Origin of the sequence: Methanolobus sp. (assembly GCF_030682845.1) — an archaeon.
GTDB lineage: Archaea > Halobacteriota > Methanosarcinia > Methanosarcinales > Methanosarcinaceae > Methanolobus.
Genome location: NZ_JAUXNK010000049.1, coordinates 42,647 through 62,647, shown reverse-complemented (window position 1 = coordinate 62,647; position 20,001 = coordinate 42,647). Strand labels below are relative to the sequence as shown.

Below are 20,001 nucleotides of genomic sequence, written 5' to 3'. Positions count from 1 at the left end.
AGCTGCTAATTTCTTCTGTCCTTTCCGATAAAACCTTGGATAATTTGCTTCTCTGCCTTGATTATCGACATAGAAGTTCGGACTGCTGTAATCCAGCCCAATTGAATTTTCCTCATCTAATGGCACTACAACTTCTTCTTCCTCAAATTCTACTAAAAAAGAAATGTAGAATTTTCCAGAACCTGTCTGGGAAATAGTAGCTGATTTGATCTTATGGTCTTCCGGAATTTGCCTGTGAACTCTGCAATGAACAATTCCAATCTTCGGTAACTTGACATGTCGGTTATCAACAACAGCAACTGTTCCTTTCTGGTTGTTCGTGGTATATGTTCTTCTGGAATGTTTCTTGCTCTTGAACTTTGGAAATCCGGTATTCTCACCATGGAAGAAGTTCCGGAATGCTTGCTGAAGGGTCAGCTGCTCATTGGCAAGTGCCAGGCTGTCCACTTCTTTAAGCCAGGGATACTCTTCCTTGTACTGAGCAGGAGTGTTATTGAGCATTGTTTTTGTTGCTTGGTAGTGCTCTATTTTGTCCCCAAGCATTTTGTTGAAAATGAAACGACAGCAACCAAATGATTTTATAAAGAATTCGATCTGTTCAGGACAGGGATATAATCGAAACTTATATGCTTTGTTTTGTTTAGACATATTCTAACCCTGTTCTTCGATGTATTCTCGAAGAGTTTGTTCGCTGACGTTTCCAATGCTGCAAATGATATATCCGTCCAGAAAGTGTGTTCTTTCCAGAAATGAAGAGACAATTCTTCTGGATATAATTTCCAGATGTGATATGTAGTATACGATTTCAATGTACTTATTATTTTGGATACAGCTACAGTAGGCTCAGTTTCAGGTAGATAATGTATGTGATCCTAATCAGTGTTTATTTTTTTGATGATAGTATGCTGTTTTTTACAGATATTATCAGATAGTCTTATGATGTCGGCTCTTATTGGTTCGTTTAATAATTTATTCCGATACTTACATACAAGGATCAGGTGGTATTGCAGCAAGTATTTGTGTCGGTTTTTTGATTTCCATGTATTCATAATATAGCCATTCAGCCCATACCCTAAAGGGTATGGGATTTCTGGCTAGTTCTTTTTAAAAGCAGCTTAAAAAAGTATGAAAGGAATGAGCGGGAAGTTTCAGCTTGCCAGTTCCTTCAGGTCATGATCAAGGTACCTGGCATCACTCATCTCAACAAGCCTGTCACAGACCTCTTCAGGTTTCCCGTCCATTATTATCTTTGCGTTGTCGACTAGTATCGCTCTGTGCGCGACCTCTCTGACAAAGTCCATGTGGTGGCTCACAAGTACGATAGTAGTGTCCATCTTGCTGTTTATTCTCTTGAGGGAGTTGGTCACATCCCTGAGAGTTACAGGGTCGAGGTCCCCGAAAGGTTCATCGAGTATAAGTATCTCCGGGTAGGTTATGAGCGCAAGGGCAATGTATGCGCGCACATGTTCCCCGCCGCTTATCTGGTAAGGGGTCTTGTCCAGTATCTCCAGGGGGAGGTCGAGTGCAGCGAAGATATCCTGTGCGTATCCGTCCACATCTTCTTTAGTGATATGCGGGAAAAGCCGGGAATATATGTCCACTGTCAGGTTCATCTGCTTCATCAGCAGGTCCTTCTCATCCTCCGAGAGGTCTGGAAGGCTGTAAAGGGTATCCAGTGCCTTATCCGATATCCCAAGTTCGGCAGCTTTTTCCCTGGCATATTCCAGTGACCTCTTACCTTTGAGGCGGAGCCTGAAAGCCATCTGCTCCCGCACGGTGGAATTTGGAGAAAGCGTGAATTCCTGGTGCATGATGCTGATCTTCTTGCGCAGATCAGCACGCTGCCTGGAATATTTCAATATATTGGTCCATTGACCTTCATGAAGGTAAGAGATATCTCCTTCCTTTGGAACTCTTAAACCTTCTATCATCTTAAGAAGGGTGGTCTTGCCCGCACCTGACTGGCCTATGAGCGCCGTGATCTCTCCTTTATTAATATCAAGGGACAGGTCTGTGAATTTGAGTACTTCGCCAACCCTTAAGAGGGAAAAGCGGTTTGAAAGGTTCTTTACCCTTATGATAGGTTCCTTTTTATTCACCTGAGCAAGTCCTTCCTGCTCATTAAGGCCCTTCAGGAAATGCCTGAGCACGCTTTCAGGCTTCCCTACCTCTATTATCTTTCCGTCTTCAAGGTATGCGACCCGGTCGCAAAGGTAAAGGTGTACTTCCGGAAGATGTGAAACTACAATGATGGGTATGCTAAGTTTTCCTTTGAGATCCTTTATTACATCAAGTATCTCCTGTTTCGTGCCCGGTCCTGTCATGGTGACCGGTTCATCGAGGAGCAACATGCGAGGTTTTGCCGCAAGCTGGCGGGCGAGTATAAGCCTTTGCTTTTCGCCTCCGCTTAGCAGGTTCGCAGAATGGAGTGCTTTGCTTTCAAGTCCCACGAGTCTCATGTACTCCATGGACTCTTCCTTAAGCTTGTCATACTTAGGAGATTCCGGCTCAGGAAGGCTTTCATCTCCTGTCTCCAGGGCGTTTAGCCGGCGGACTATGTTCTCAAAGGCAGGCCCGTTCCACAGTCCGAAGTTACGCTGCAGGTGAATAGCGCTTACGGACTGGAGGAATCTCATTCCCTCCTCTCCGTCCTGCGGGATGACTTTTCTTCCATCAAGCTCGATTGTTCCCTGATCTAATGTCTCAATTCCACGAAGGATCTTTAAAAGAGTGGTCTTACCACTGCCACTTTTTCCTGTTATTCCAAGTATCTCTCCATCTGCAACAGCAAAACAGATGCTGTCCAGAACACGCCTTTTACCACTACAGGAGTCATATTCCTTTACGATGTCGGATACTTCAAGCATTGTCAAAACCTCTGATGAGAATTAATGGGAATAGGAGTAAAAAAGGAAGATCGTATCTGGATATCAGATCTTGATGGCTGATACCAGTTCTTCGATCTTTGCGGTGACATTTGAGCTATTTTCAACCACCGTGCCAGTGACGATCATGTCCGCGCCGGCAACTGCGCACTGCTTTGCAGTTGCACCATCACGTATGCCTCCGCCGACAATAAGCTTGTTGTCTCCAAGAACATGCTTGACAGCAGCTATCATCTCAGGCCTTATCGGCTCGCCGGCCCCGGAACCTGCTTCAAGGTATGTATAATGCATCCCCATGTATTTGCCTGCAAGTGCATAGGCAACCGCTATTTCAGGCTTGTTCTTTGGAATGAGCTTTGCATCCCCTACCCACCCTACAGTTCCGCCGGGCTCTACTATGATATATGCCATCGAAATAGGCTCGATGCCGCTCTTATAGACAAGGGGTGCTCCCATTGCCTGGCTCGTAGTTATGAAATTTATATCCCTGGAATTCAGGAGGCTCATGAAGAGTATTGCATCTGCATACCTGCTGACGCCTGAGGCGTTCCCCGGGAAAAGGATTGTTGGCTTATCTGTACGTTCTTTTATCTTAAGGAGTGTCTGGTCAAGCAGCACTCCACCGGCTCCTGTGGAACCGCCGACCATGATAGCATCCGTACCTCCCATTGTCGCAGCAAAAGCTATCTCTGCTGCTGCTTCAGGAGACTGGGATGCCGGGTCGATAAGTGTCAAGTGAACTGTACCCTCGCGTTCTGCGATCTCGTTCAGGTACTTTTCCACTTGGATCAAGAACTATCAGCCACCCTTGGCTTCCTTGGATTTTGGACGCAGGCTTTCGCTGCTGCATTTCCTGCACCTGGTTGCACGGCTTGCATTGCGTGCATTACATTTCATACATATCTTCTTGTTCAGTATTCTGTTTTCAGCTTCTGGGAATCTTGTCATGATCTTCACCTGTATTATCGTGATTTATTGTAAATATGATAGATTAGAATAATGATAGGCTGCTTACATGAAGGTCAAAACATATAATTGTTTTGCCAACAGGCGCCTCTTGGACCGGACTACACATGCTTAATGCAAATCCACTTTCTATGATTTATTATTTGTCCTTTCCTAAGCAAAGCTTATTTATCAATATCATCATTAATAATGATTGATTGTTATGGTTGACGAAGAACTGATGAAACGAAGACAGGAATGGTACGAGAAAGCAAAAAAAGAAGGGAAGCTCAAGGCGAACCCCACAGAGGATCATAAAGCAGGACTAAAAGCACTCCAGAACCCCATGCGAAGGAATATTATGAAAAAGCTTGGCGAAGAAGGCAGGATGAGTTACGAGAGAATAAAGGAAGAGTTCAAACTGGATGACATGCATGCAAAATTCGACCTGGGCTTGCTTGTGGACACCCTCTATATCGAAAAAGAGGAAAAGGAGGGCGGGGCCGAGTACTATCTAACTCCGCGCGGCGAGGCATTCCTGGCAAACGTGGAATCCCAGCATGACCTTAAGTGAAGCTTCTGGTCCTCAAAGTCTGTATGGAATTTAAAAAGATCATGCGGGGCAAATGCCCCGTCATTCCCAAAGTGTGATTATCTGATACTGCCGGATTCACTTGTTGATCATGGCAAGCACTTTCTCTCTGGCTTCACGGGCATCAGCGCGTCCTTTTGTCTTCTGCATGACCTTGCCAACAATGAAGTTCAGGGACTTTTCCTTGCCTGCAAGGTAATCTGCCACAGCTTCAGGACTTTCAGTGATTGCTTCTTCCACTGCCTTTGCAACGATGTCATCCTCGACTTTGAGCAGACCCTTTGAGACAACTATATCCTGAGGTTTGCCGCCTTCGTCCAGTATCGTGCGGATTATCTGCACGCCGCTTTGCTCTGTTATTTTGTCCTGTTTCACAAGGCTGATGATCTCGACAATGTCGTCCACTTTGAATGCGTCTACATCTGTGTCACGGTAATTGAGTTCACCCTTGAGGATATCAGCGACCCACACTGCCGCATCTTTTGGGTCCACTTCTGCCGCGACCTCCTCATAGAAATTCGCGACCTTGATCTGTATGGTCAGTGCCCTGGCATGCATGTCGGCTATCCCGTACTGGCTGTTGAAGCGCTCACGCTTTGCATCAGGCAGTTCGGGAAGTGTCTTCAGGATATCCGGGACTTTGTCCGCAACCCTCATCGGTACGAGGTCGGGCTCGGGGAAGTAGCGGTAGTCGTGTTCCTCTTCCTTGGTACGCATGGAGATGGTAACTCCCCTGGCCTCATCGAAATGCCTGGTCTCCAGGACGATCTTCCCGCCTCGGCGAATGTGGTTCTTCTGCCTCATTATCTCATACAGCAGAGCTCTCTCGGCGCCCTTGAAGGATGAGATGTTCTTGACCTCCACACGGTCACCGCCAAAGACTGAAACGTTGGCATCCACTCTCATGGCACCTTCCAGGTCGCCGTTGAATACATCCAGGTAGTCCAGTATACTCCTGAGCTTGTCCAGGTAGCGTCTTGCCTCTTTTGGGCTTCTCATGTCCGGGTCGCTGACGATCTCGATAAGCGTCATGCCCGAACGGTTGTAGTTGATGAACGTACCCTTGGATTTCTCGATGGAACCTATATGCTGCAGCCTGCCAGGGTCTTCCTCCATATGGGCACGGGTGACCCCTATAACGCGTTCCCCGTCCTCACCTTCGATTATGACCTTTCCCCTGCTGGCGATAGGATAATCGTATTGGGTTGTCTGGAATCCTTTTGGCAGGTCCGGATAATAGTAATTCTTCCTGTGGAACTGGGTCTGCCCTACAATTTCACAGTTCAGGGCAAGTCCTATTTTCATGGCGAAATCAACCGCCTTTTCATTGATCACCGGCAGTGATCCCGGGAGTCCCAGGCATACGGGGCATACATGGGTGTTGGGCTCGTCATCATGGTAGTCCGTGGAGCAGCCGCAGAATAGTTTTGTATTAAGCTTGTTCAGCTGGACGTGCACTTCCAGTCCTATCCTGACACCATCAGGGTTGTCGTACACCATTTATGCCACCTCCCAAGGTCTCTTTGTGTGATGGTCGGTGTTCTGCTCAAAGCTGTAGGCAGCTTGAAGTATGGTATTCTCATCAAAAGGCTTTCCTATTATCTGTAATCCCACCGGCAAACCGTTTGCAAATCCGCAGGGAACAGATATTGAAGGTACGCCTGCAAGGTTGACAGGTACGGTATTCACGTCCGCCAGGTACAGTGAGAGCGGATCATCTATCTTCTCGCCTATCTTAAAGGCCGGTGTCGGCATGGTGGGTGCCATGAGCACGTCAACATCTGCAAGTGCTCTTTCAAAGTCCTGTTTAACAAGGGTCCTTACCTTGAGTGCCTTGAGATAGTACTTGTCGTGATATCCGGCAGATAGTGCGTATGTGCCAAGCAATATCCTGCGCTTGACCTCTTCACCGAATCCCAGCGCACGGGTCTTTGAGGCCATTATATGCCAGTTCTCTCCTTCAACCCTTAAACCGTACCTTGTGCCGTCAAAACGTGCAAGATTGGATGATGCCTCGCTCATAGCTATGATATAATATGATGCCAGGGCGTATTTAGTGTGCGGCATTGACACCTTTTTCCAGGAAGCTCCCATGTCCTCATACTTTCCTATAGCATCCCATACAGCCTTTTTAACACCCTCGTCAATACCTTCACCAAAATATTCATCGGGCACACCAATCTTCAGTCCTTTCACATCCTCCTTCAGAGAATCAATGTATGTGTTCTCCCTGTTGATGGATGTGCTGTCCCGGTGGTCGTAACCGCCGATAACATCCATAAGTATAGCGATATCGGCAACAGTGGTTGCCATAGGACCTATCTGTTCCAGGGAATTGGCATAGGAGATAAGCCCGTACCTCGAAACAGCACCGTATGTAGGCTTCAGTCCTACCACACCACAAAAGGCCGCGGGGCATCTTACCGATCCGCCGGTATCTGAGCCGAGGGATAGGGGTGCCTCACCTGCTGCGACAACTGCTGCGCTGCCGCCGGATGAGCCTCCGGGAACCCTGCCGATATCCCATGGGTTGAGCGTGGGCCCGTAGCAGCTGGATTCGGTGGATGTGCCCATTGCAAATTCATCCATATTGGTCTTCCCAAGGATAACGGCACCTGCCGCTTTGAGCTTCTCGATGACGTGTGCATCGTAGGGCGGCACGTATCCCTCCAGTATCTTTGACGAGCAGGTTGTGGAAAGTCCTGTGGTGGAGATGTTCTCCTTGATGGCGATAGGAACTCCTGCCAGAGGTCCGCTGTTCCCATCCTTATCTATTCCCCGGGCAACTTCCAGCGCCTTGTCCCAGACGGTTGTAAAACCATTGATCCTGCTTTTTCCGATGGTCTCAAGGTATGAGGCGGTAATCTCTTCCGCAGAACTTGCTTCAATGCGTTGCTTAATGCCTGAAATGTCTGTCCATGCTGCCATACACATACCTCACATGATCCTTGGGGCTTTGAAGTTACCTTCCTGCCTGTGCTCGGTGTTCGCAAGCACTTCTTCCTGCGGCAGGGACTCCCGCACTTCGTCTTTCCTGAAGACATTCACGACATCCATTACGTGATAGGTGGGCTCAACGCCATCAGTATCAACCTCATCAAGCTGCCCGAAATAATCCAGAACAGAGTTAAGTTTCTCTGCATACGCATCCGATTCCTTCTCATCTATCTCGATACGCGCGAGCCAGCCTATATGTTCAACCTTCTCTTTTGTGATCATCGCAAGTTCCTCATATATGGAATAATATAGTCATAAGTCTGCATTTTACCTTAGAAAGGCAAACGATTATATTAAAAATGTTGCTTCTAAAAATGCTATCCATGACTCGTAGATTAAAGGTAAACTCGAAACTGCGTTTAATAGAAAGCTGTAGATAAAAGAGAATCTGTTAAAAATATGTCCCGTGTCCTTTTTCAACATCATTAAACATGATATATCTAGTAGTTCACCAAAAGCGACGTTCGCTGATATAGATGCTTGGTCAGATCCCATAATCTTCCCTTCAATCATCATTCAAATTTCCATGCCACTGTTATGTAGGAGCATTTATACTTAAGACATCAGTTCAGTAATTACCCTTAATGAACTGATATTGACCATGATATGCTGCCTGAATATCACAGAGCCAACAGGTGATAAAGTGACTGCCACAATAAGTGACAAAGAACCTAAAAACAAAAACTTTGAAGAGAGACTTGTAATCGAAAAGGACAGGCTTCTGAATTTCATAAAAGAGAGGAACGATTACATCAAAAACTTACCTGAGGTTGAAAAGAAAGCGTTTATTGCCTCGATTGAGACGATAAAAGAAAGTAAAGATAAAATTGAAAGATTGCTGCTGAAGAAGGAACTCAATAAAGGCATTAATGAAATTCTTTTTTCTTTCGAGCACTTGCCTCTGTTCGGGAAAGAGTACTGGTTCATGAAATTCACAGCAAACGATGGTTCAAGATGCCAGTTTTTCCTGATGTTTGGCAGGTCTGCGGGAGATATCGAGGTCAATGGCAGGTATGTGGAGAACAGCCGGATAATAAATGATAGAACAGAAGGATATTGTGTTTCCTGGGCATATGACGAAGTTCAGAGAAAGATTACTGACCATCTGGGAACTATCGAGGTAAAGGACGATAAAGTGACCTGTTCCACACAGGATATCCTGGCAAGTTTCCATGGGTCCTTCCCAAAATACACACTCGATATTTCAAGTGGAGACAAGATGATATGCTGTCTGGATATCACAGAGCCGGCAGACGAGAACTGCAACTCGGAGTTGTCGGAAAACTTCAAAGGCGTATTCGGGTACAGGGTGGCCAACCTGTATTTTGATTTTAAGGGAATGTTGTTTGAGAAGGAGTTCTCCGGAAAATGCTATGTTCAGAAAGTAATTGTTGTCGGTCCGCTCATTCCGTGGAAATGGTCGAGAATAGTTTTCAGGAACGGGTCAATACTAACGTATTATATACCCAATATCGAGTTTGTGGGACTGGAATATAATATCCGTAATTTTATGGAATTCTATGATGCCGATACAAAGAACATTCACAGATTTAAAAAGGCCAAAGTTCATGAGTATCCTTCAGAAAAAGGAGATAAAAGATGGGTAATCACGGCTGAGGATGACAGGGTCTTTGTGGTTATGAAGAGTTATTGTAAGGAACTCTTTGAATTCAAAAACAATTTCAATTTCACATATGTAGAAAACCTTGTAGATGTCGTAGATCTGAAGATCGAAACCGATGATAAAGTCATAACACTGGAAGAAACCGGCAGCGGAGTAGGTATGGTTGAAGATACTTCCGGATTTGTGATATAATTCTAAACTAAGAGGTTTTTCAAGCTGAAAGTCTGCTAATCTATCAGGGAGCGAGGGAGGAAATGAAAACAGGATGAACGACCAGACAAACCCATGGTTCTGCCTTAAAGGAAAGGATATTCCAGCAACCATCAAACTTGATCCTGTCATCCACAGGTTCACCTCTCCGGCCTGCCATATACTTGATATCGGCTGTAGCGCCGGAAATGCCAGCATTCCCCTGGCATCAGAGGGTTTCTTAGTTACAGGCATTGACATCAACTCCGAAGCTCTGCAGATGGCCAGGTCATCCTCCATATCCCGTGGTTTTCCTCAAGTTCCTTTATTCATCCGGGCAGATGCCACAACTCTCCCTTTTGCTGATGCAGCCTTTGATATTACAATCATGCAAGCCTTCCTGACCACCATTACCACAAAAGAGGATCGTGCAAGGATTATCCGGGAATCGTGCAGGGTTCTGAAACCAGGCGGCCACCTGTACCTTGCGGATTTCGGGCAGACCTGGCATTCAAAGCTCTATCGTGAGCGCTACATCAATGACCTGCCGCTGACAAAGGAGGAGGGCTCCATCGTTGCCTATGACCGGGAGACCGGGGAAGTCGCTTACGTGGCCCATCACTTCACGGAAAAGGAGCTGGTGTTCCTGTTGGCCGAGAACGGGTTTGAGATCGAGTTCTTCAAGTTCGATGAGTTTGTGACGAGGACAGGGAACAGGGTGAATGGGTTTGTGGCTGTGGGGAGAAAAGAAGCCTGAAGTACCATCTTAATCCGGGATCTCTTTTTGGGTGATTTTCAGTTTCCCTCATCAAAGCTCAGGCGGTAATCTCCACAAGTACAGTGATGCCACCGACCCGTAAGGAGAGTATCTTTCCCTGTACTCCTCGAACTGCCTTCTCGTTAAGGTCTGGAGGCCGTAAAGTCTCATCATTCCCTGGCGTATACCAGAGTCTCCCCAGCTGACCACATCGGGGCGCTCCATGGAGAATATGAGGAGCATTTCCGCCGTCCAGTGCCTATGCCGTTCAGAGAGGAAAGGCGCCTGATGACTTCCTTGTCGGGGAGTTCGTGCAGCTCAGACAGGTTCAATTCCCCATTTATCACAGCTCTGGCAATCTCCTTGATAGACCGTGCTTTGCGCATGGACAGTCCGCATCTTTGAATATCTTCGGCGCTGGCGGAATGAATTGTCCTGGGTGTGACCGCTCCAAAATGTCCAAGCATTCTGTTCCAGATGCTCCAGGCTGCCTTAGTTGATATCTGCTGGGTGATGATGCTCTTTACAAGGCTCGCGAGCAGGTCGGGGACTACCTCGAATTCCAGCATCCCGATCCGGTCTATGGCAGCGCCAAGTGCCTCATCCCTTTTCTTAAGATGATCCAGCTCCCTCTTTCCATACCTGAATATCTGCATATCGGCTCTAAACCCTCACAAATATATGGTGTGCCTGTATTATGACTGTTTCACTTGATCATCCTCTGTTGTATCGAAAATTCGGAACACAGGCGGTTATGGGGATGTCTTGAACTCCTTAAGTTGTACTTAATTAAATATTTAGTCTTATTTTGATGTGTGTTCTTAATACGAAATGCATTTAAGTTATGATGTGTTTTCATAAATCACGTTTCCTGAATATGTGATCTAATTAAAGTGGTCTCATGAGATGAGAGCCACGTCAATCAAAAATGGAGAAATGTATACATGAGGAAGATTATCGCGACCGGCAAAGGAGGAGCCGGAAAGACCACTATCGTAGCCACTCTTTCACGCCTGCTTGCCAGGCAGGGATTTAGCGTAATGGTCATAGACACCGACCCGAGCATGAACCTTGCAATGTCACTGGGCGTGCCTTTTTCTACGGTCAGGACCCTTGCGGAAGATAAGAAGGAGATACACGAGCAGTTCTACGAGGATGACTTTGACGGGGAGGAAGAGGGGCATACCCACAGCTCGAATATAAACATCGACGCATTCCTTGAAAAATACCAGGTGACTGCGAAGGATGATGTGAAGGTTGTTGTCATGGGCACCATTTCAGAAGGTGGCGGTGGATGCATCTGTTCCTATATCTCCATAGTCAAGCGCCTTATAGATTATCTAGCGCTGTGGTCAGACCAGTATGATATCGTGATAGTGGATTCACAGGCAGGTTCCGAGATACTGGGCAGGGGCCTGGCAGTGAACTACGATCACAACCTTGTAATCGCGGAATCTTTCCCCAAATCCATGGAAGTGGCAAGGCACGTTCTGAAGCTGGCACGGGACCTTAACATCAAAAGGCAGCTTGTTGTTGTCAATAAGATCCGTGACGGGAAAGAACTTGAACTGGTGGCTGATGAGTTGTGTCTCAACGGAGAAAGGACCTACCCCGTAAGATATGACGAAAAGGTCATAGAGGCTGACAGGATGGGAAGCCTCATACTGGACATGGCGCCGGATTCCCCGGTCCTTGAAGATATAAGGAATATAATGAATGTCATCACGGCTGATTATGAGAAAGATTAACAGAGGACGATAGTATGTGCGATTTTACTGTATACCTGGAAGAGAACGGCGAAAGGACGGTCGTGGCGACGGATATAATCAAGGCCCGGAAGAAGGACGGAAATGTGTTCCTTATGGATATCATGGGAGACACAACCCGGATAGAAGCCGCAACCATAGAAGTAGCTGACGCATTTGCACAGGAAATGGTGCTGAAAAGGGTCGAGTGCAATTAAGTCACTCTTCTGCTTCTCTGGCATCAAAAGAAAAAGAAGGGGATGTCATTTCCTCCCCATACCCTTAAAGAACATATAATTAAACGTCCCTTCCTCCCCCGCCGTCCTGTGCAGGTCCCCAATTCCCCTATCAAAAGTTCCTGCATCGATTATCCCCATCTCGATGGCATTCTCCCTGACGCCTTCCACCATGGGGATGATGGTCTTTCTCACAAAGCCTTCCTCCATGTGAGGGCGGCTGGCATCGCTGTAGACCATGCGGGGAGAGACAGTAACATCACTGAAGCCTGCCTTCCTGAGAAGTGGATAGACCTGCCTGCCGATAAGTGAATTGCCACCCAGCCTTGCCTGAACTTCCACCAGGCTGTTCCAGGCCCTTACTCCGGCTTCGGTCTCGGGGTGGAAGAAGCATGAGCCGTGGTCTCCTTCGATAACTGTGATTGTGCCGCTTTTCTTCAGTACCCTGTGCAGGCTGGTCAGCGCCTTGACGGGCTCCTTGAGGTGTTCCAGCACGAAGCAGACGAAGATATGGTCGAAGCTCTCATCCTTAAAGGGCAGCTCGAAGATGTTCTCCACTCGGAACTCCACATTTTTTACCCCCTCACTGGCGGCACGTTCCTTGGCTTTGTTCAGGGAATCCTCTGAGATATCTATGGATGTTATCCGGGCCTGCGGGCTGTTCCTTGAGAGGATTACTGTCTGGGCGCCGATGCCGCATCCGGCTTCAAGTACCTGGCTGCCTGCGGGGTACTTGGTATCGCTGTGCAGGAGCTCTTCAAGTGTGCTTGCCTGGTCGCAGAGGCGGACAGACTCCCTTTCGGAGTAGCCGTGGACATAATCGTGGTATTTTTGGGAGGGCATGACTGGATATTGTGCGACTGTCCTTAAAAATATAGAGGCTTAATGCCCAAAAGTTCTCTTTCAGGATGCCTGCGGAAAATTGTCCATCTTAGGGGGATGGAGTTCGAAAAAACTGGCAACTGAAATATAATTTACATCTAAAAATAGGTTGGAGGTGCATGTGGCTGGCATGCTTCATCAGGGATTCTCCCTGCGGTGCAGTGAATACATCTGGATCTTCTTCATCTTTGCAAGGTTGAGCACGCTGTTCATTTCCTTTTCCTTAAGCAGACGGGACTCTATGTAACCATTATCCGCCGCCTCATTATAGATCTCGTAGCCAAGCCCCGAGCGTGCAAGCACCGTGGTCCAGTTCTTGGGGGTCCCGACGCCTCCAAAGGAGAGATCAGAACTTTCTGCAGTAAGATCAGTGCAGTACTTGCATGAACTGCTCCTGTAACGGTCCAGTTCCTCAAGGCCAAAGACCTTTAGCTCCTCCGAAGCCTGCAGCTCTAACTTTCCCTTGCGGATCTTCATGGACTCGATATCTTCCAGGCGCATGTCCTTGCTCTGGACAAACTCCTTTATCCCCTCGTAAGAGAAAGTGTCCATGCAGAAAAGTCCCATTTTCAGGATATTGGCACGCATGAACAGGTGCAGGAAACCGTAAGGGCTCTTCTGCATCTTGTAAACTGCATCAATATTGCAGCTTGTACCCACAAATGCAATACTTCTCATGCCCTGCTTTACGGCACTCATCAGGGATTCGATAGTCATGCTGTGGCTGTAAATGCTCCCGGCGGCTTCTACAACTTCATCATATGTCTTTGCTATGACAGGCACTGGTTTCCAGGGCTCTTCCTCGGATTTCACAGTCACTATGGCGCAGTCTATGAGTCCTTCTTCAAGGGCGTATGCCAGCATGGAAGTGACCACCGCCCCGTCCTGTCCCTTAAGGTCCGGTATCGCGGTCTTTGCGCAGTAGGCGTGACGTATCTTGCCGATGAGGCCTTCTTCGGTGGTTATTGTCCGGGGACACTGGTTGTAGCATACTCCGCAGGCAGTGCATTTGCCTACAAGTTTTGGCTGCTCGTTCTCGATTGCAATGGATTCGCATGATGCAGCGCAGGCTCCGCAAAGGGTGCATATTCCAGGCTTGATGATGTCCCGTCTCAGATTTCCAAAAGATATCCGCTCATTCTCGGCAATGGACCTTTTGAGGCGTATAACGCTTTTTTCAAGGTGATCAAACTTTGTTTTGCACTCGGGTGAGCAGAAACGATATTTTTTCCCTCCGTATTCTGTGAAGTACGGAGTGTCTTCCTGCACCTTGTTCTTACATATGGGATCGATTGGCATACTTTACCTTTTTAAAGTTGTGTTATTATGCCAGATAAATATACCTTCTATCTATATAATAAAAATTGAAGCGTATAATCATGAAGTTTCCTGATGTCCTGGCTGATTCTAGGAAAAGAATAAAATATTCCTGCACAGAAGATAGCACATATCGTAACTAAAAAACGTCTCATCCCTTGGTATCGGAGAACTCATGAGGCCAGAAACCAAAGCACAGCTTATCTCAATAGGTTCCGTGAACATGGATCCTTCTCTCATTCACAGGTTAACCATCCCCACAGCCGGTCCCGGAGCCGGGAATGTAGCCTTCTTTTTCAGTTCTGCAGGGCACCGTGTCCGTCTTGCCGTCAAAAAGGATTCACCACTGCAAGCCCGGATGCAGGACAGTGAGCTTGTCATAAGCAAAGACGGCACCGAACTTGCGAGAGGCAGCATTGAGCCTGAACTCATCCACTGTCCTGACCAGGCTTTCATCACCATGTGCGAGAAATGCATCTTCGATTGCAAATTCTGCCCTGTTCCCAAGCTCAGTGGCAAGGTCAAGTCCATGGATGAGATGCTGAAGATGATGGAGGAAGCCCACAGCACCGGCAGGATGCAGGCAATATCCATAACTTCCGGTGTCGAGGAGTCAGCAGAAGCGGAAGTTGACCGGGCTGAAAAGCTCATCCGACAGCTCAGAAATATATACTCTGTCCCCATAGGTGTTTCTGTCTATCCTACAGAGGACTCCACCCGCAGGCTTAAAAGTGCTGGTGCGGATGAACTGAAGTATAATGTGGAGACAATGGACCGGGATATCTACAGGAAGGTCTGTCCGGAACAGGATCTCGAATTCATCCTTCAGGCTCTTGGGCAAGGCGTGGAAATATTCGGCCGGAACAAGGTCTGTTCCAACTTCATCATCGGTCTCGGGGAATCTGACGAGTCTGCCATGAAAGGCATAGAAGAGCTGGTTTCCATTGGTGTCGTCCCCATACTCAGGGCTGCTGCGAGACATCCTCTGAGAGAAGGTGAGGTGTTCATTGAGAGGCCTTCTGCGGAAAGACTTCTTATGCTCAATCGTTTCCTGCGGGAAAAGCTGGATGAGCATGGACTGCGCGCTGATATCTTCGAAACCATGTGCCTGCCTTGTACGGGATGCGACATCAACCCACACTCTGACCTCGAGCCGTAATATTGATTGAAGTGCAGAATATAGCTGCTGCTCTACCTGTCCTTCACCCTTTTCTCAATGACCGCAGGCCATACAGAGGCCGACACAATCATACTGAGCACGAAGACGAATATCATCCCTGCGATTATGTCAACCTGTGTGTAAAGTGGCACTGCCCTTGAACTGTTCACTGCCGTGGAGAGGACTGCAAAGAGGATCACTAACAGGATGGATGTCACCAGGCTTGCTATGAGGGTGTACCTGCCTTTCTTTCTGCTCATGTTCTGATCGTTCATATATATCTGGCCTCCGGCTGTTGTTCTATTTTATTCTCTTTCTCTTCATCAGCATGGAGTTAGTGGTTACTGATACCGAGCTCAGTGCCATGAAGGCCGCTGCAAGTTCCGGGCTGATGAGAATAGTCTTCACCACCGGGTAAAGCAGGCCCGCAGCCAGAGGTATGCCCAGTGTATTATAGCCGAAGGCCCAGAAGAGGTTCTGCTTGATCTTGTTCATTGTGAGCCTGCTAAGCCTGATGGAAGCTATCACGTCTCTCAGATCGTTCTTGATGAGCACTATCTGTGCTGACTCCATGGCAACATCGGTTCCTGCTCCCATGGCTATGCCGATGTCTGCCTGGGTCAGGGCGGGAGCATCGTTAATGCCGTCACCCACCATCGCAACGATACGGCCTTCCTCCTGCAGTTTGCGGATCTCAGAGGCCTTGTCCTCAGGAAGCACCTCTGCAAGCACCCGTGTGATACCAATGCTTGATGCAATCGCATCGGCCGTCCTGCGGTTGTCGCCGGTGATCATAACAACCTCGATGCCCATGCTGCGTATCTTCTCCACAGCTTCCTTCGAGTTCTCTTTGAGGGTGTCGGCGACTGCTACAAGTCCTACTAACCTGTCGTCCCTTGCGGCTATCATGGTTGTCCTGCCTTGTGCTTCAAGGCTTTCCATTGTCTTTTCCACCGAAGAGATGTCAATACCATTGTCTGTCATCAGCTTGCGGGTCCCAAGCAATATCCTGCTGCCTTCAATGGTCGCTTCCACACCTTTACCGGCAATGGACCTGAAACCTTCAACGTCCCTTAACTTAAGCTTGCGTTGCTCTGCACCCCTGACGATGGCTTCTCCCAACGGATGCTCAGAACCCTTCTCAGCACTCGCTGCCATCTCAAGCACTTCATCGGCGCTGAGCTCTGCAACAGGAACTATGTCCGTAAGCTCAGGCTCTCCCTTTGTGAGCGTCCCGGTCTTGTCAAAGACAATGGTGTCTATTTTCAGCGTTCTTTCAAGTGCTTCTCCGCCCTTGATGAGTATACCGTTCTCAGCACCCTTGCCTGTGCCCACCATTATGGCCGCAGGGGTTGCAAGACCTACTGCACAGGGGCACGATATCACAAGCACCGTGATGGAGATGAGCAGTGCGAACAGGAAGGGGCTCGCTATCCCTGAGTTCAGGGTCACGTCGTACCTCTCGAATCCGATAAAGTACCAGAAGAAGAAAGCTGCCAGTGCCAGTACATGGACTATGAGTATAAAGTGGCCGGCGACAACGTCTGCAATTCTCTGTATGGGTGCCTTGGAATTCTGTGCGTTCTCCACCAGTTCTATTATACGCGCAAGTGCGGTATCGGCGCCCACATTGGTGGCGCGTAGTTTCATGGCTCCACTGCGGTTTAATGTAGAGCCGATCACAACATCCCCTTTGCTCTTGTCAACAGGGATGCTCTCTCCCGTGATCATGGATTCGTCAACTGCTGATGTCCCGTCGATCACTACGCCGTCAACAGGTATCTTTTCCCCTGGCCTGACAAAAACAATGTCATCGACCTCGACGCTCTCAACAGGCACTTCTCTTTCCTGCCCGTCGACAATTATGAGTGCGGTCTTTGCCTGGAGCCCTATGAGCTTCTTGATGGATTCGGATGTCCTGCCCCTGGCGCGGGCCTCCATGTACCTCCCGAGCACAATGAACGCAATAAGCATAACGGCAGTATCGTAATACAGATGATGGTAGCCGGGCCCCAGGTCCAGGTAGCTTGAAGCAACACTTATGATGTAGGCCGCGCCGGTTCCTGTGGCGATGAGCAGGTTCATGTCGGTCACTCCATGCTTCAGGCCCCGGTAAGTTCCCTCAAAGAACTGTCTTCCTGGGAATACCATGACGATGGTTGTAAGCAGAAACAGCACGTTCCTGTTGGCCAGGATATCCGGGACGAAGCCAAAGTAATCAGGGAAGACCGGCTTCAGGCTTCCTAACATGACAGGGATTGCAATCACTACCGAAATTATGAGGTTGTTCCTCTGTCTCCGGATCTCGTCTTCCCTTTCTTTCCTTTCCCGGTCCTCGGCAAGTTGCCTGTCAACAGGCATGGAAGCCGAGTAACCGATGCCCTCGATGGCCTTTCTCATATCTTCTACCGAAACCACAGAGGAATTGTACTCGATCCGGGCTTTCCCCACGGACACGTTAACATTGACCGAACTGATACCGTCAAGCCTCTTTAGCACCTTCTCGACGTTCTGGGCACACGAAGCGCACGTCATTCCTCCCACATTGAGAGTCACACGATCCTTCACAACATGGTAGCCAAGGGATTCTATATCCTCTGCAAGCTTCTCCGGGCTGACCTTTGCAGGCTCGTACCTTACAGTGGCTCTCTCAAGAGGAAGGTTCACCGTAACTGAGATAACCCCGTCGCGTTTGCCCAGAACGCCCTGTATGTTCTGAGCACATGACGAGCATTTCATACCGGATATCCTGAAAACGGAATCTTCCAAAACACCGGGATCAGGTCTTTTTTGCTCATCTATCGCTTCTTCAGGGATTATCCGGCATGCAGTCTGTCCCTGCGTGGCAGCCTCAGGCAATCCGGCAGGCTCCTCCAGTTCGCATTCCTCTGCACCGACCTCATATCCAGCATCCGTGACAGCCTGCCTGATCTCTTCAAGGCTGGTCTTCCCGGAGTCAAACTCCAACGTGGCGCTCTCATCCTCAAGACTGACATCAACAGAAGAAACGCCTTCAATGGCCATGATTGCATCTGTCACGCGCTTGTGACAGTGCATACAGGTCATTCCATACACTTTGATATGTGTATTCATATCTGATAACACAAGAAAATATCCGCAGCAAAAACCCTGCTTAATCCATGACCTTATAGCCTGCTTTGACGACCGCGGACCTTATAGTTGCAGGGTCTGTGATCCCGGGATTGTAGGACACTTCAGCCTGCTTGTCGCCGAGGCTGACGTTCACGTCCTGGACGCCCTTTACATCCCTGATTGCTTTTTCCACTGTCATCTGGCAGTGTCCGCACATCATCCCTTCGATCTTTATGGTCTCTTGGTTCATGTTATACTCCCATTAACTGTTCAAGGTTGTATAACTTATATTTCGTGCTTTGGTATTAAGGGTTTCTTGACAGTTAACAATGCGAAAGGCTCATGTCAGCCCACCCTTACCTTTTGCTCGATGACAGCTTTCCACTCCAGGGCGTTGTCCACTTCAAAAAAGTGCTTTTCCACACCATTTGAGGATTCGAAGACAATGATACTGTCCTTTTTAAAGAACCCGCCGTCTGCTTCAACACTTATTATCTTTGATAACGGAATGTCTTCCATTTCCCCGTTATCAATGCCAATCTGAGCCAGTCGCTTATTTGTGAGGATTGTCATTGTCGAGTTCTTCCTTGCAGACTTAAGCAGGTGCTCCCCACGCACATACTCTGGCCTGAGGCTCTCAAGAAGTTCCAGTATCCTGTCTTTTCTCTTTGCGGACAAAGGATACACTTTCAGGCGTTTCTGCCCTGCTATAAGGAAGAGGCCCTGCTGGTCAGCATGTACTCCCGCCATGTCCTTCATCTCTATACGCTGCTCTATGTTTTCTTTTCTGGAAATCAGGCCTGACTCCTTTTTGAAAAAGATGTTCTTGCTTGTTATCACCATGACCATCTTATCTTTTCCAAGGCTTACAGGCTCCTCAGCAAGCAATTCCTCTCCTCTCCTCATAATAGTAAAAGATTCATGGTTCCGTACATCACCATTTTCTGTTGCTTCTTTTGTACACAATCCCCTGTTCTCTTCGGGGAGGTAATGGTTCAGCATCTCAACAAGGAGGTTAACGTCTATGAGTTTGACGTTGTGCTCTGCAGCCTCATCCTGTGCTTGCCTCGTAAAACTGGAGGTAGCAACTATAATTACCCCATCGACCCTGTCACGGTACCTCAGACTACTGTACTCCCTGACAGCTTTCACTCCCACGGGATCTGTATATCTTTTTGCCTGCACTATCCATGAGTGCGAGAGTCCGAAGTGAACTATCCTTATTATTAGGTCGATGCCCCTGTCATGGGAATACTGTGTTTCTTCAACCGCATATCCCATCTTCCTGAAAAGCTGTGCCAGAAGCTTTTCAAAATCATAAGGCTCTATCTGTTGCAGTTGTCCAGGCGACCATTTTTCCATTTTGCTCATTCATCCACAGTATAAGACAAGCCGCATTCCGGACAGAAATATGTGAATGAACCTATCCCGTTCCTTCCTACTTTCACGGTCCTCTGCATCCATGTCCCGCATGTGATGCATTTTTGGTCAAAAATGGTCCTGTCTGTTACAGGAGTGGTTTTTCCTTTTTTATCTGCCATTCCTATCAGTCGCAATGATTAATGATGTAACATTTATAT

Annotated in this window: 21 protein-coding genes and 1 pseudogene; 6 read left to right on the top strand and 16 right to left on the bottom strand. The window is 47.9% G+C overall.

The genetic code is table 11. The features are described 5' to 3' along the window. The 5 genes and pseudogenes from Q8J68_RS05920 to Q8J68_RS05905 all read right to left on the bottom strand — a co-directional run. On the bottom strand, positions 1–648 hold a 648-nt coding region (locus Q8J68_RS05920), incomplete at its 3' end, for a transposase (protein WP_305310608.1). Further along, positions 579–1,049: pseudogene (gene tnpA / locus Q8J68_RS14960) on the bottom strand (IS200/IS605 family transposase). The gene Q8J68_RS05920 and the pseudogene tnpA, both read right to left, overlap by 70 nt. Positions 1,050–1,148: 99 nt before the next feature. Further along, entirely contained in the window at positions 1,149–2,867 is a 1,719-nt protein-coding gene (locus Q8J68_RS05915; protein ID WP_305310607.1) for an ABC transporter ATP-binding protein, read from the bottom strand. 63 nt (positions 2,868–2,930) lie between these two features. Next, positions 2,931–3,674: a geranylgeranylglyceryl/heptaprenylglyceryl phosphate synthase gene (locus Q8J68_RS05910; RefSeq protein WP_305310614.1), complete on the bottom strand. Its 744-nt coding sequence runs from the start codon at positions 3,672–3,674 to the stop codon at positions 2,931–2,933. A 9-nt stretch (positions 3,675–3,683) separates the two neighbouring features. Then, complete coding sequence (locus Q8J68_RS05905) at positions 3,684–3,833, bottom strand: 50S ribosomal protein L40e (protein WP_305310606.1); 150 nt, start codon at positions 3,831–3,833, stop codon at positions 3,684–3,686. 220 nt (positions 3,834–4,053) lie between these two features. Between Q8J68_RS05905 and Q8J68_RS05900 the strand changes: the two genes are divergently transcribed. Then, on the top strand, positions 4,054–4,404 hold the full coding sequence (locus tag Q8J68_RS05900) for an ArsR family transcriptional regulator (RefSeq protein ID WP_305310605.1): 351 nt from the start codon (positions 4,054–4,056) through the stop codon (positions 4,402–4,404). 96 nt (positions 4,405–4,500) lie between these two features. On the opposite strand, the gene gatB is transcribed toward Q8J68_RS05900, so the two are convergent. The 3 genes from gatB to gatC are packed head-to-tail and all read right to left on the bottom strand — an operon-like array spanning position 4,501 to position 7,641. Continuing rightward, the gene (gene gatB / locus Q8J68_RS05895) at positions 4,501–5,922 is read right to left on the bottom strand and encodes an Asp-tRNA(Asn)/Glu-tRNA(Gln) amidotransferase subunit GatB (RefSeq protein WP_305310604.1); all 1,422 of its coding nucleotides are present in this window, start codon (positions 5,920–5,922) and stop codon (positions 4,501–4,503) included. Continuing rightward, positions 5,923–7,350, bottom strand: coding sequence for an Asp-tRNA(Asn)/Glu-tRNA(Gln) amidotransferase subunit GatA (gene gatA, locus Q8J68_RS05890; protein WP_305310603.1), 1,428 nt, complete (start codon positions 7,348–7,350; stop codon positions 5,923–5,925). Positions 7,351–7,359: 9 nt separating this feature from the next. Continuing rightward, positions 7,360–7,641: an Asp-tRNA(Asn)/Glu-tRNA(Gln) amidotransferase subunit GatC gene (gene gatC, locus Q8J68_RS05885; RefSeq protein ID WP_305310602.1), complete on the bottom strand. Its 282-nt coding sequence runs from the start codon at positions 7,639–7,641 to the stop codon at positions 7,360–7,362. 421 nt (positions 7,642–8,062) lie between these two features. Between gatC and Q8J68_RS05880 the strand changes: the two genes are divergently transcribed. Then, entirely contained in the window at positions 8,063–9,235 is a 1,173-nt protein-coding gene (locus Q8J68_RS05880; RefSeq protein ID WP_305310601.1) for a hypothetical protein, read from the top strand. A 73-nt stretch (positions 9,236–9,308) separates the two neighbouring features. Continuing rightward, positions 9,309–9,989, top strand: coding sequence for a class I SAM-dependent methyltransferase (locus Q8J68_RS05875; protein ID WP_305310600.1), 681 nt, complete (start codon positions 9,309–9,311; stop codon positions 9,987–9,989). Positions 9,990–10,159: 170 nt separating this feature from the next. On the opposite strand, the gene Q8J68_RS05870 is transcribed toward Q8J68_RS05875, so the two are convergent. Continuing rightward, positions 10,160–10,645 (bottom strand): DNA-3-methyladenine glycosylase, encoded by a 486-nt coding sequence (locus Q8J68_RS05870; RefSeq protein WP_305310599.1) that lies wholly within the window; start codon positions 10,643–10,645, stop codon positions 10,160–10,162. A gap of 288 nt (positions 10,646–10,933) precedes the next feature. Between Q8J68_RS05870 and Q8J68_RS05865 the strand changes: the two genes are divergently transcribed. Then, complete coding sequence (locus tag Q8J68_RS05865) at positions 10,934–11,737, top strand: ArsA-related P-loop ATPase (protein ID WP_305310598.1); 804 nt, start codon at positions 10,934–10,936, stop codon at positions 11,735–11,737. A 14-nt stretch (positions 11,738–11,751) separates the two neighbouring features. Then, positions 11,752–11,952 (top strand): CooT family nickel-binding protein, encoded by a 201-nt coding sequence (locus Q8J68_RS05860; protein ID WP_305310597.1) that lies wholly within the window; start codon positions 11,752–11,754, stop codon positions 11,950–11,952. 45 nt (positions 11,953–11,997) lie between these two features. On the opposite strand, the gene Q8J68_RS05855 is transcribed toward Q8J68_RS05860, so the two are convergent. Then, the gene (locus Q8J68_RS05855; protein ID WP_305310596.1) at positions 11,998–12,813 is read right to left on the bottom strand and encodes a methyltransferase domain-containing protein; all 816 of its coding nucleotides are present in this window, start codon (positions 12,811–12,813) and stop codon (positions 11,998–12,000) included. Between the two features lie 177 nt (positions 12,814–12,990). Beyond that, positions 12,991–14,151, bottom strand: coding sequence for a Coenzyme F420 hydrogenase/dehydrogenase, beta subunit C-terminal domain (locus tag Q8J68_RS05850; RefSeq protein WP_305310595.1), 1,161 nt, complete (start codon positions 14,149–14,151; stop codon positions 12,991–12,993). 193 nt (positions 14,152–14,344) lie between these two features. Between Q8J68_RS05850 and Q8J68_RS05845 the strand changes: the two genes are divergently transcribed. Further along, complete coding sequence (locus Q8J68_RS05845; RefSeq protein ID WP_305310594.1) at positions 14,345–15,328, top strand: radical SAM protein; 984 nt, start codon at positions 14,345–14,347, stop codon at positions 15,326–15,328. A 32-nt stretch (positions 15,329–15,360) separates the two neighbouring features. Here Q8J68_RS05845 and Q8J68_RS05840 read toward each other — a convergent pair whose 3' ends face one another. From Q8J68_RS05840 to Q8J68_RS05820, 5 genes are all read right to left on the bottom strand, one after another. Next, the gene (locus Q8J68_RS05840; RefSeq protein WP_305310593.1) at positions 15,361–15,603 is read right to left on the bottom strand and encodes a hypothetical protein; all 243 of its coding nucleotides are present in this window, start codon (positions 15,601–15,603) and stop codon (positions 15,361–15,363) included. A gap of 25 nt (positions 15,604–15,628) precedes the next feature. Beyond that, positions 15,629–18,421 (bottom strand): heavy metal translocating P-type ATPase, encoded by a 2,793-nt coding sequence (locus tag Q8J68_RS05835; protein ID WP_305310592.1) that lies wholly within the window; start codon positions 18,419–18,421, stop codon positions 15,629–15,631. Positions 18,422–18,461: 40 nt separating this feature from the next. Beyond that, entirely contained in the window at positions 18,462–18,671 is a 210-nt protein-coding gene (locus tag Q8J68_RS05830; protein ID WP_305310591.1) for a heavy-metal-associated domain-containing protein, read from the bottom strand. Between the two features lie 95 nt (positions 18,672–18,766). After that, entirely contained in the window at positions 18,767–19,792 is a 1,026-nt protein-coding gene (locus tag Q8J68_RS05825) for a restriction endonuclease (protein ID WP_305310590.1), read from the bottom strand. Further along, positions 19,789–19,977 (bottom strand): hypothetical protein, encoded by a 189-nt coding sequence (locus tag Q8J68_RS05820; protein ID WP_305310589.1) that lies wholly within the window; start codon positions 19,975–19,977, stop codon positions 19,789–19,791. Before Q8J68_RS05820 ends, Q8J68_RS05825 begins: the two co-directional genes overlap by 4 nt. Between the last annotated feature and the right edge of the window lie 24 nt (positions 19,978–20,001).

Coding starts and splice junctions, on each gene's coding strand:
- Q8J68_RS05915 (WP_305310607.1), bottom strand. CDS start 2,867: ATGCTTGAAGTATCCGACATCGTAAAGGAATATGACTCCTGTAGTGGT.
- Q8J68_RS05905 (WP_305310606.1), bottom strand. CDS start 3,833: ATGACAAGATTCCCAGAAGCTGAAAACAGAATACTGAACAAGAAGATA.
- Q8J68_RS05900 (WP_305310605.1), top strand. CDS start 4,054: ATGGTTGACGAAGAACTGATGAAACGAAGACAGGAATGGTACGAGAAA.
- gatB (WP_305310604.1), bottom strand. CDS start 5,922: ATGGTGTACGACAACCCTGATGGTGTCAGGATAGGACTGGAAGTGCAC.
- gatA (WP_305310603.1), bottom strand. CDS start 7,350: ATGGCAGCATGGACAGACATTTCAGGCATTAAGCAACGCATTGAAGCA.
- gatC (WP_305310602.1), bottom strand. CDS start 7,641: ATGATCACAAAAGAGAAGGTTGAACATATAGGCTGGCTCGCGCGTATC.
- Q8J68_RS05875 (WP_305310600.1), top strand. CDS start 9,309: ATGAACGACCAGACAAACCCATGGTTCTGCCTTAAAGGAAAGGATATT.
- Q8J68_RS05870 (WP_305310599.1), bottom strand. CDS start 10,645: ATGCAGATATTCAGGTATGGAAAGAGGGAGCTGGATCATCTTAAGAAA.
- Q8J68_RS05865 (WP_305310598.1), top strand. CDS start 10,934: ATGAGGAAGATTATCGCGACCGGCAAAGGAGGAGCCGGAAAGACCACT.
- Q8J68_RS05860 (WP_305310597.1), top strand. CDS start 11,752: ATGTGCGATTTTACTGTATACCTGGAAGAGAACGGCGAAAGGACGGTC.
- Q8J68_RS05855 (WP_305310596.1), bottom strand. CDS start 12,813: ATGCCCTCCCAAAAATACCACGATTATGTCCACGGCTACTCCGAAAGG.
- Q8J68_RS05850 (WP_305310595.1), bottom strand. CDS start 14,151: ATGCCAATCGATCCCATATGTAAGAACAAGGTGCAGGAAGACACTCCG.
- Q8J68_RS05845 (WP_305310594.1), top strand. CDS start 14,345: ATGAGGCCAGAAACCAAAGCACAGCTTATCTCAATAGGTTCCGTGAAC.
- Q8J68_RS05840 (WP_305310593.1), bottom strand. CDS start 15,603: ATGAACGATCAGAACATGAGCAGAAAGAAAGGCAGGTACACCCTCATA.
- Q8J68_RS05835 (WP_305310592.1), bottom strand. CDS start 18,421: ATGAATACACATATCAAAGTGTATGGAATGACCTGTATGCACTGTCAC.
- Q8J68_RS05830 (WP_305310591.1), bottom strand. CDS start 18,671: ATGAACCAAGAGACCATAAAGATCGAAGGGATGATGTGCGGACACTGC.
- Q8J68_RS05825 (WP_305310590.1), bottom strand. CDS start 19,792: ATGAGCAAAATGGAAAAATGGTCGCCTGGACAACTGCAACAGATAGAG.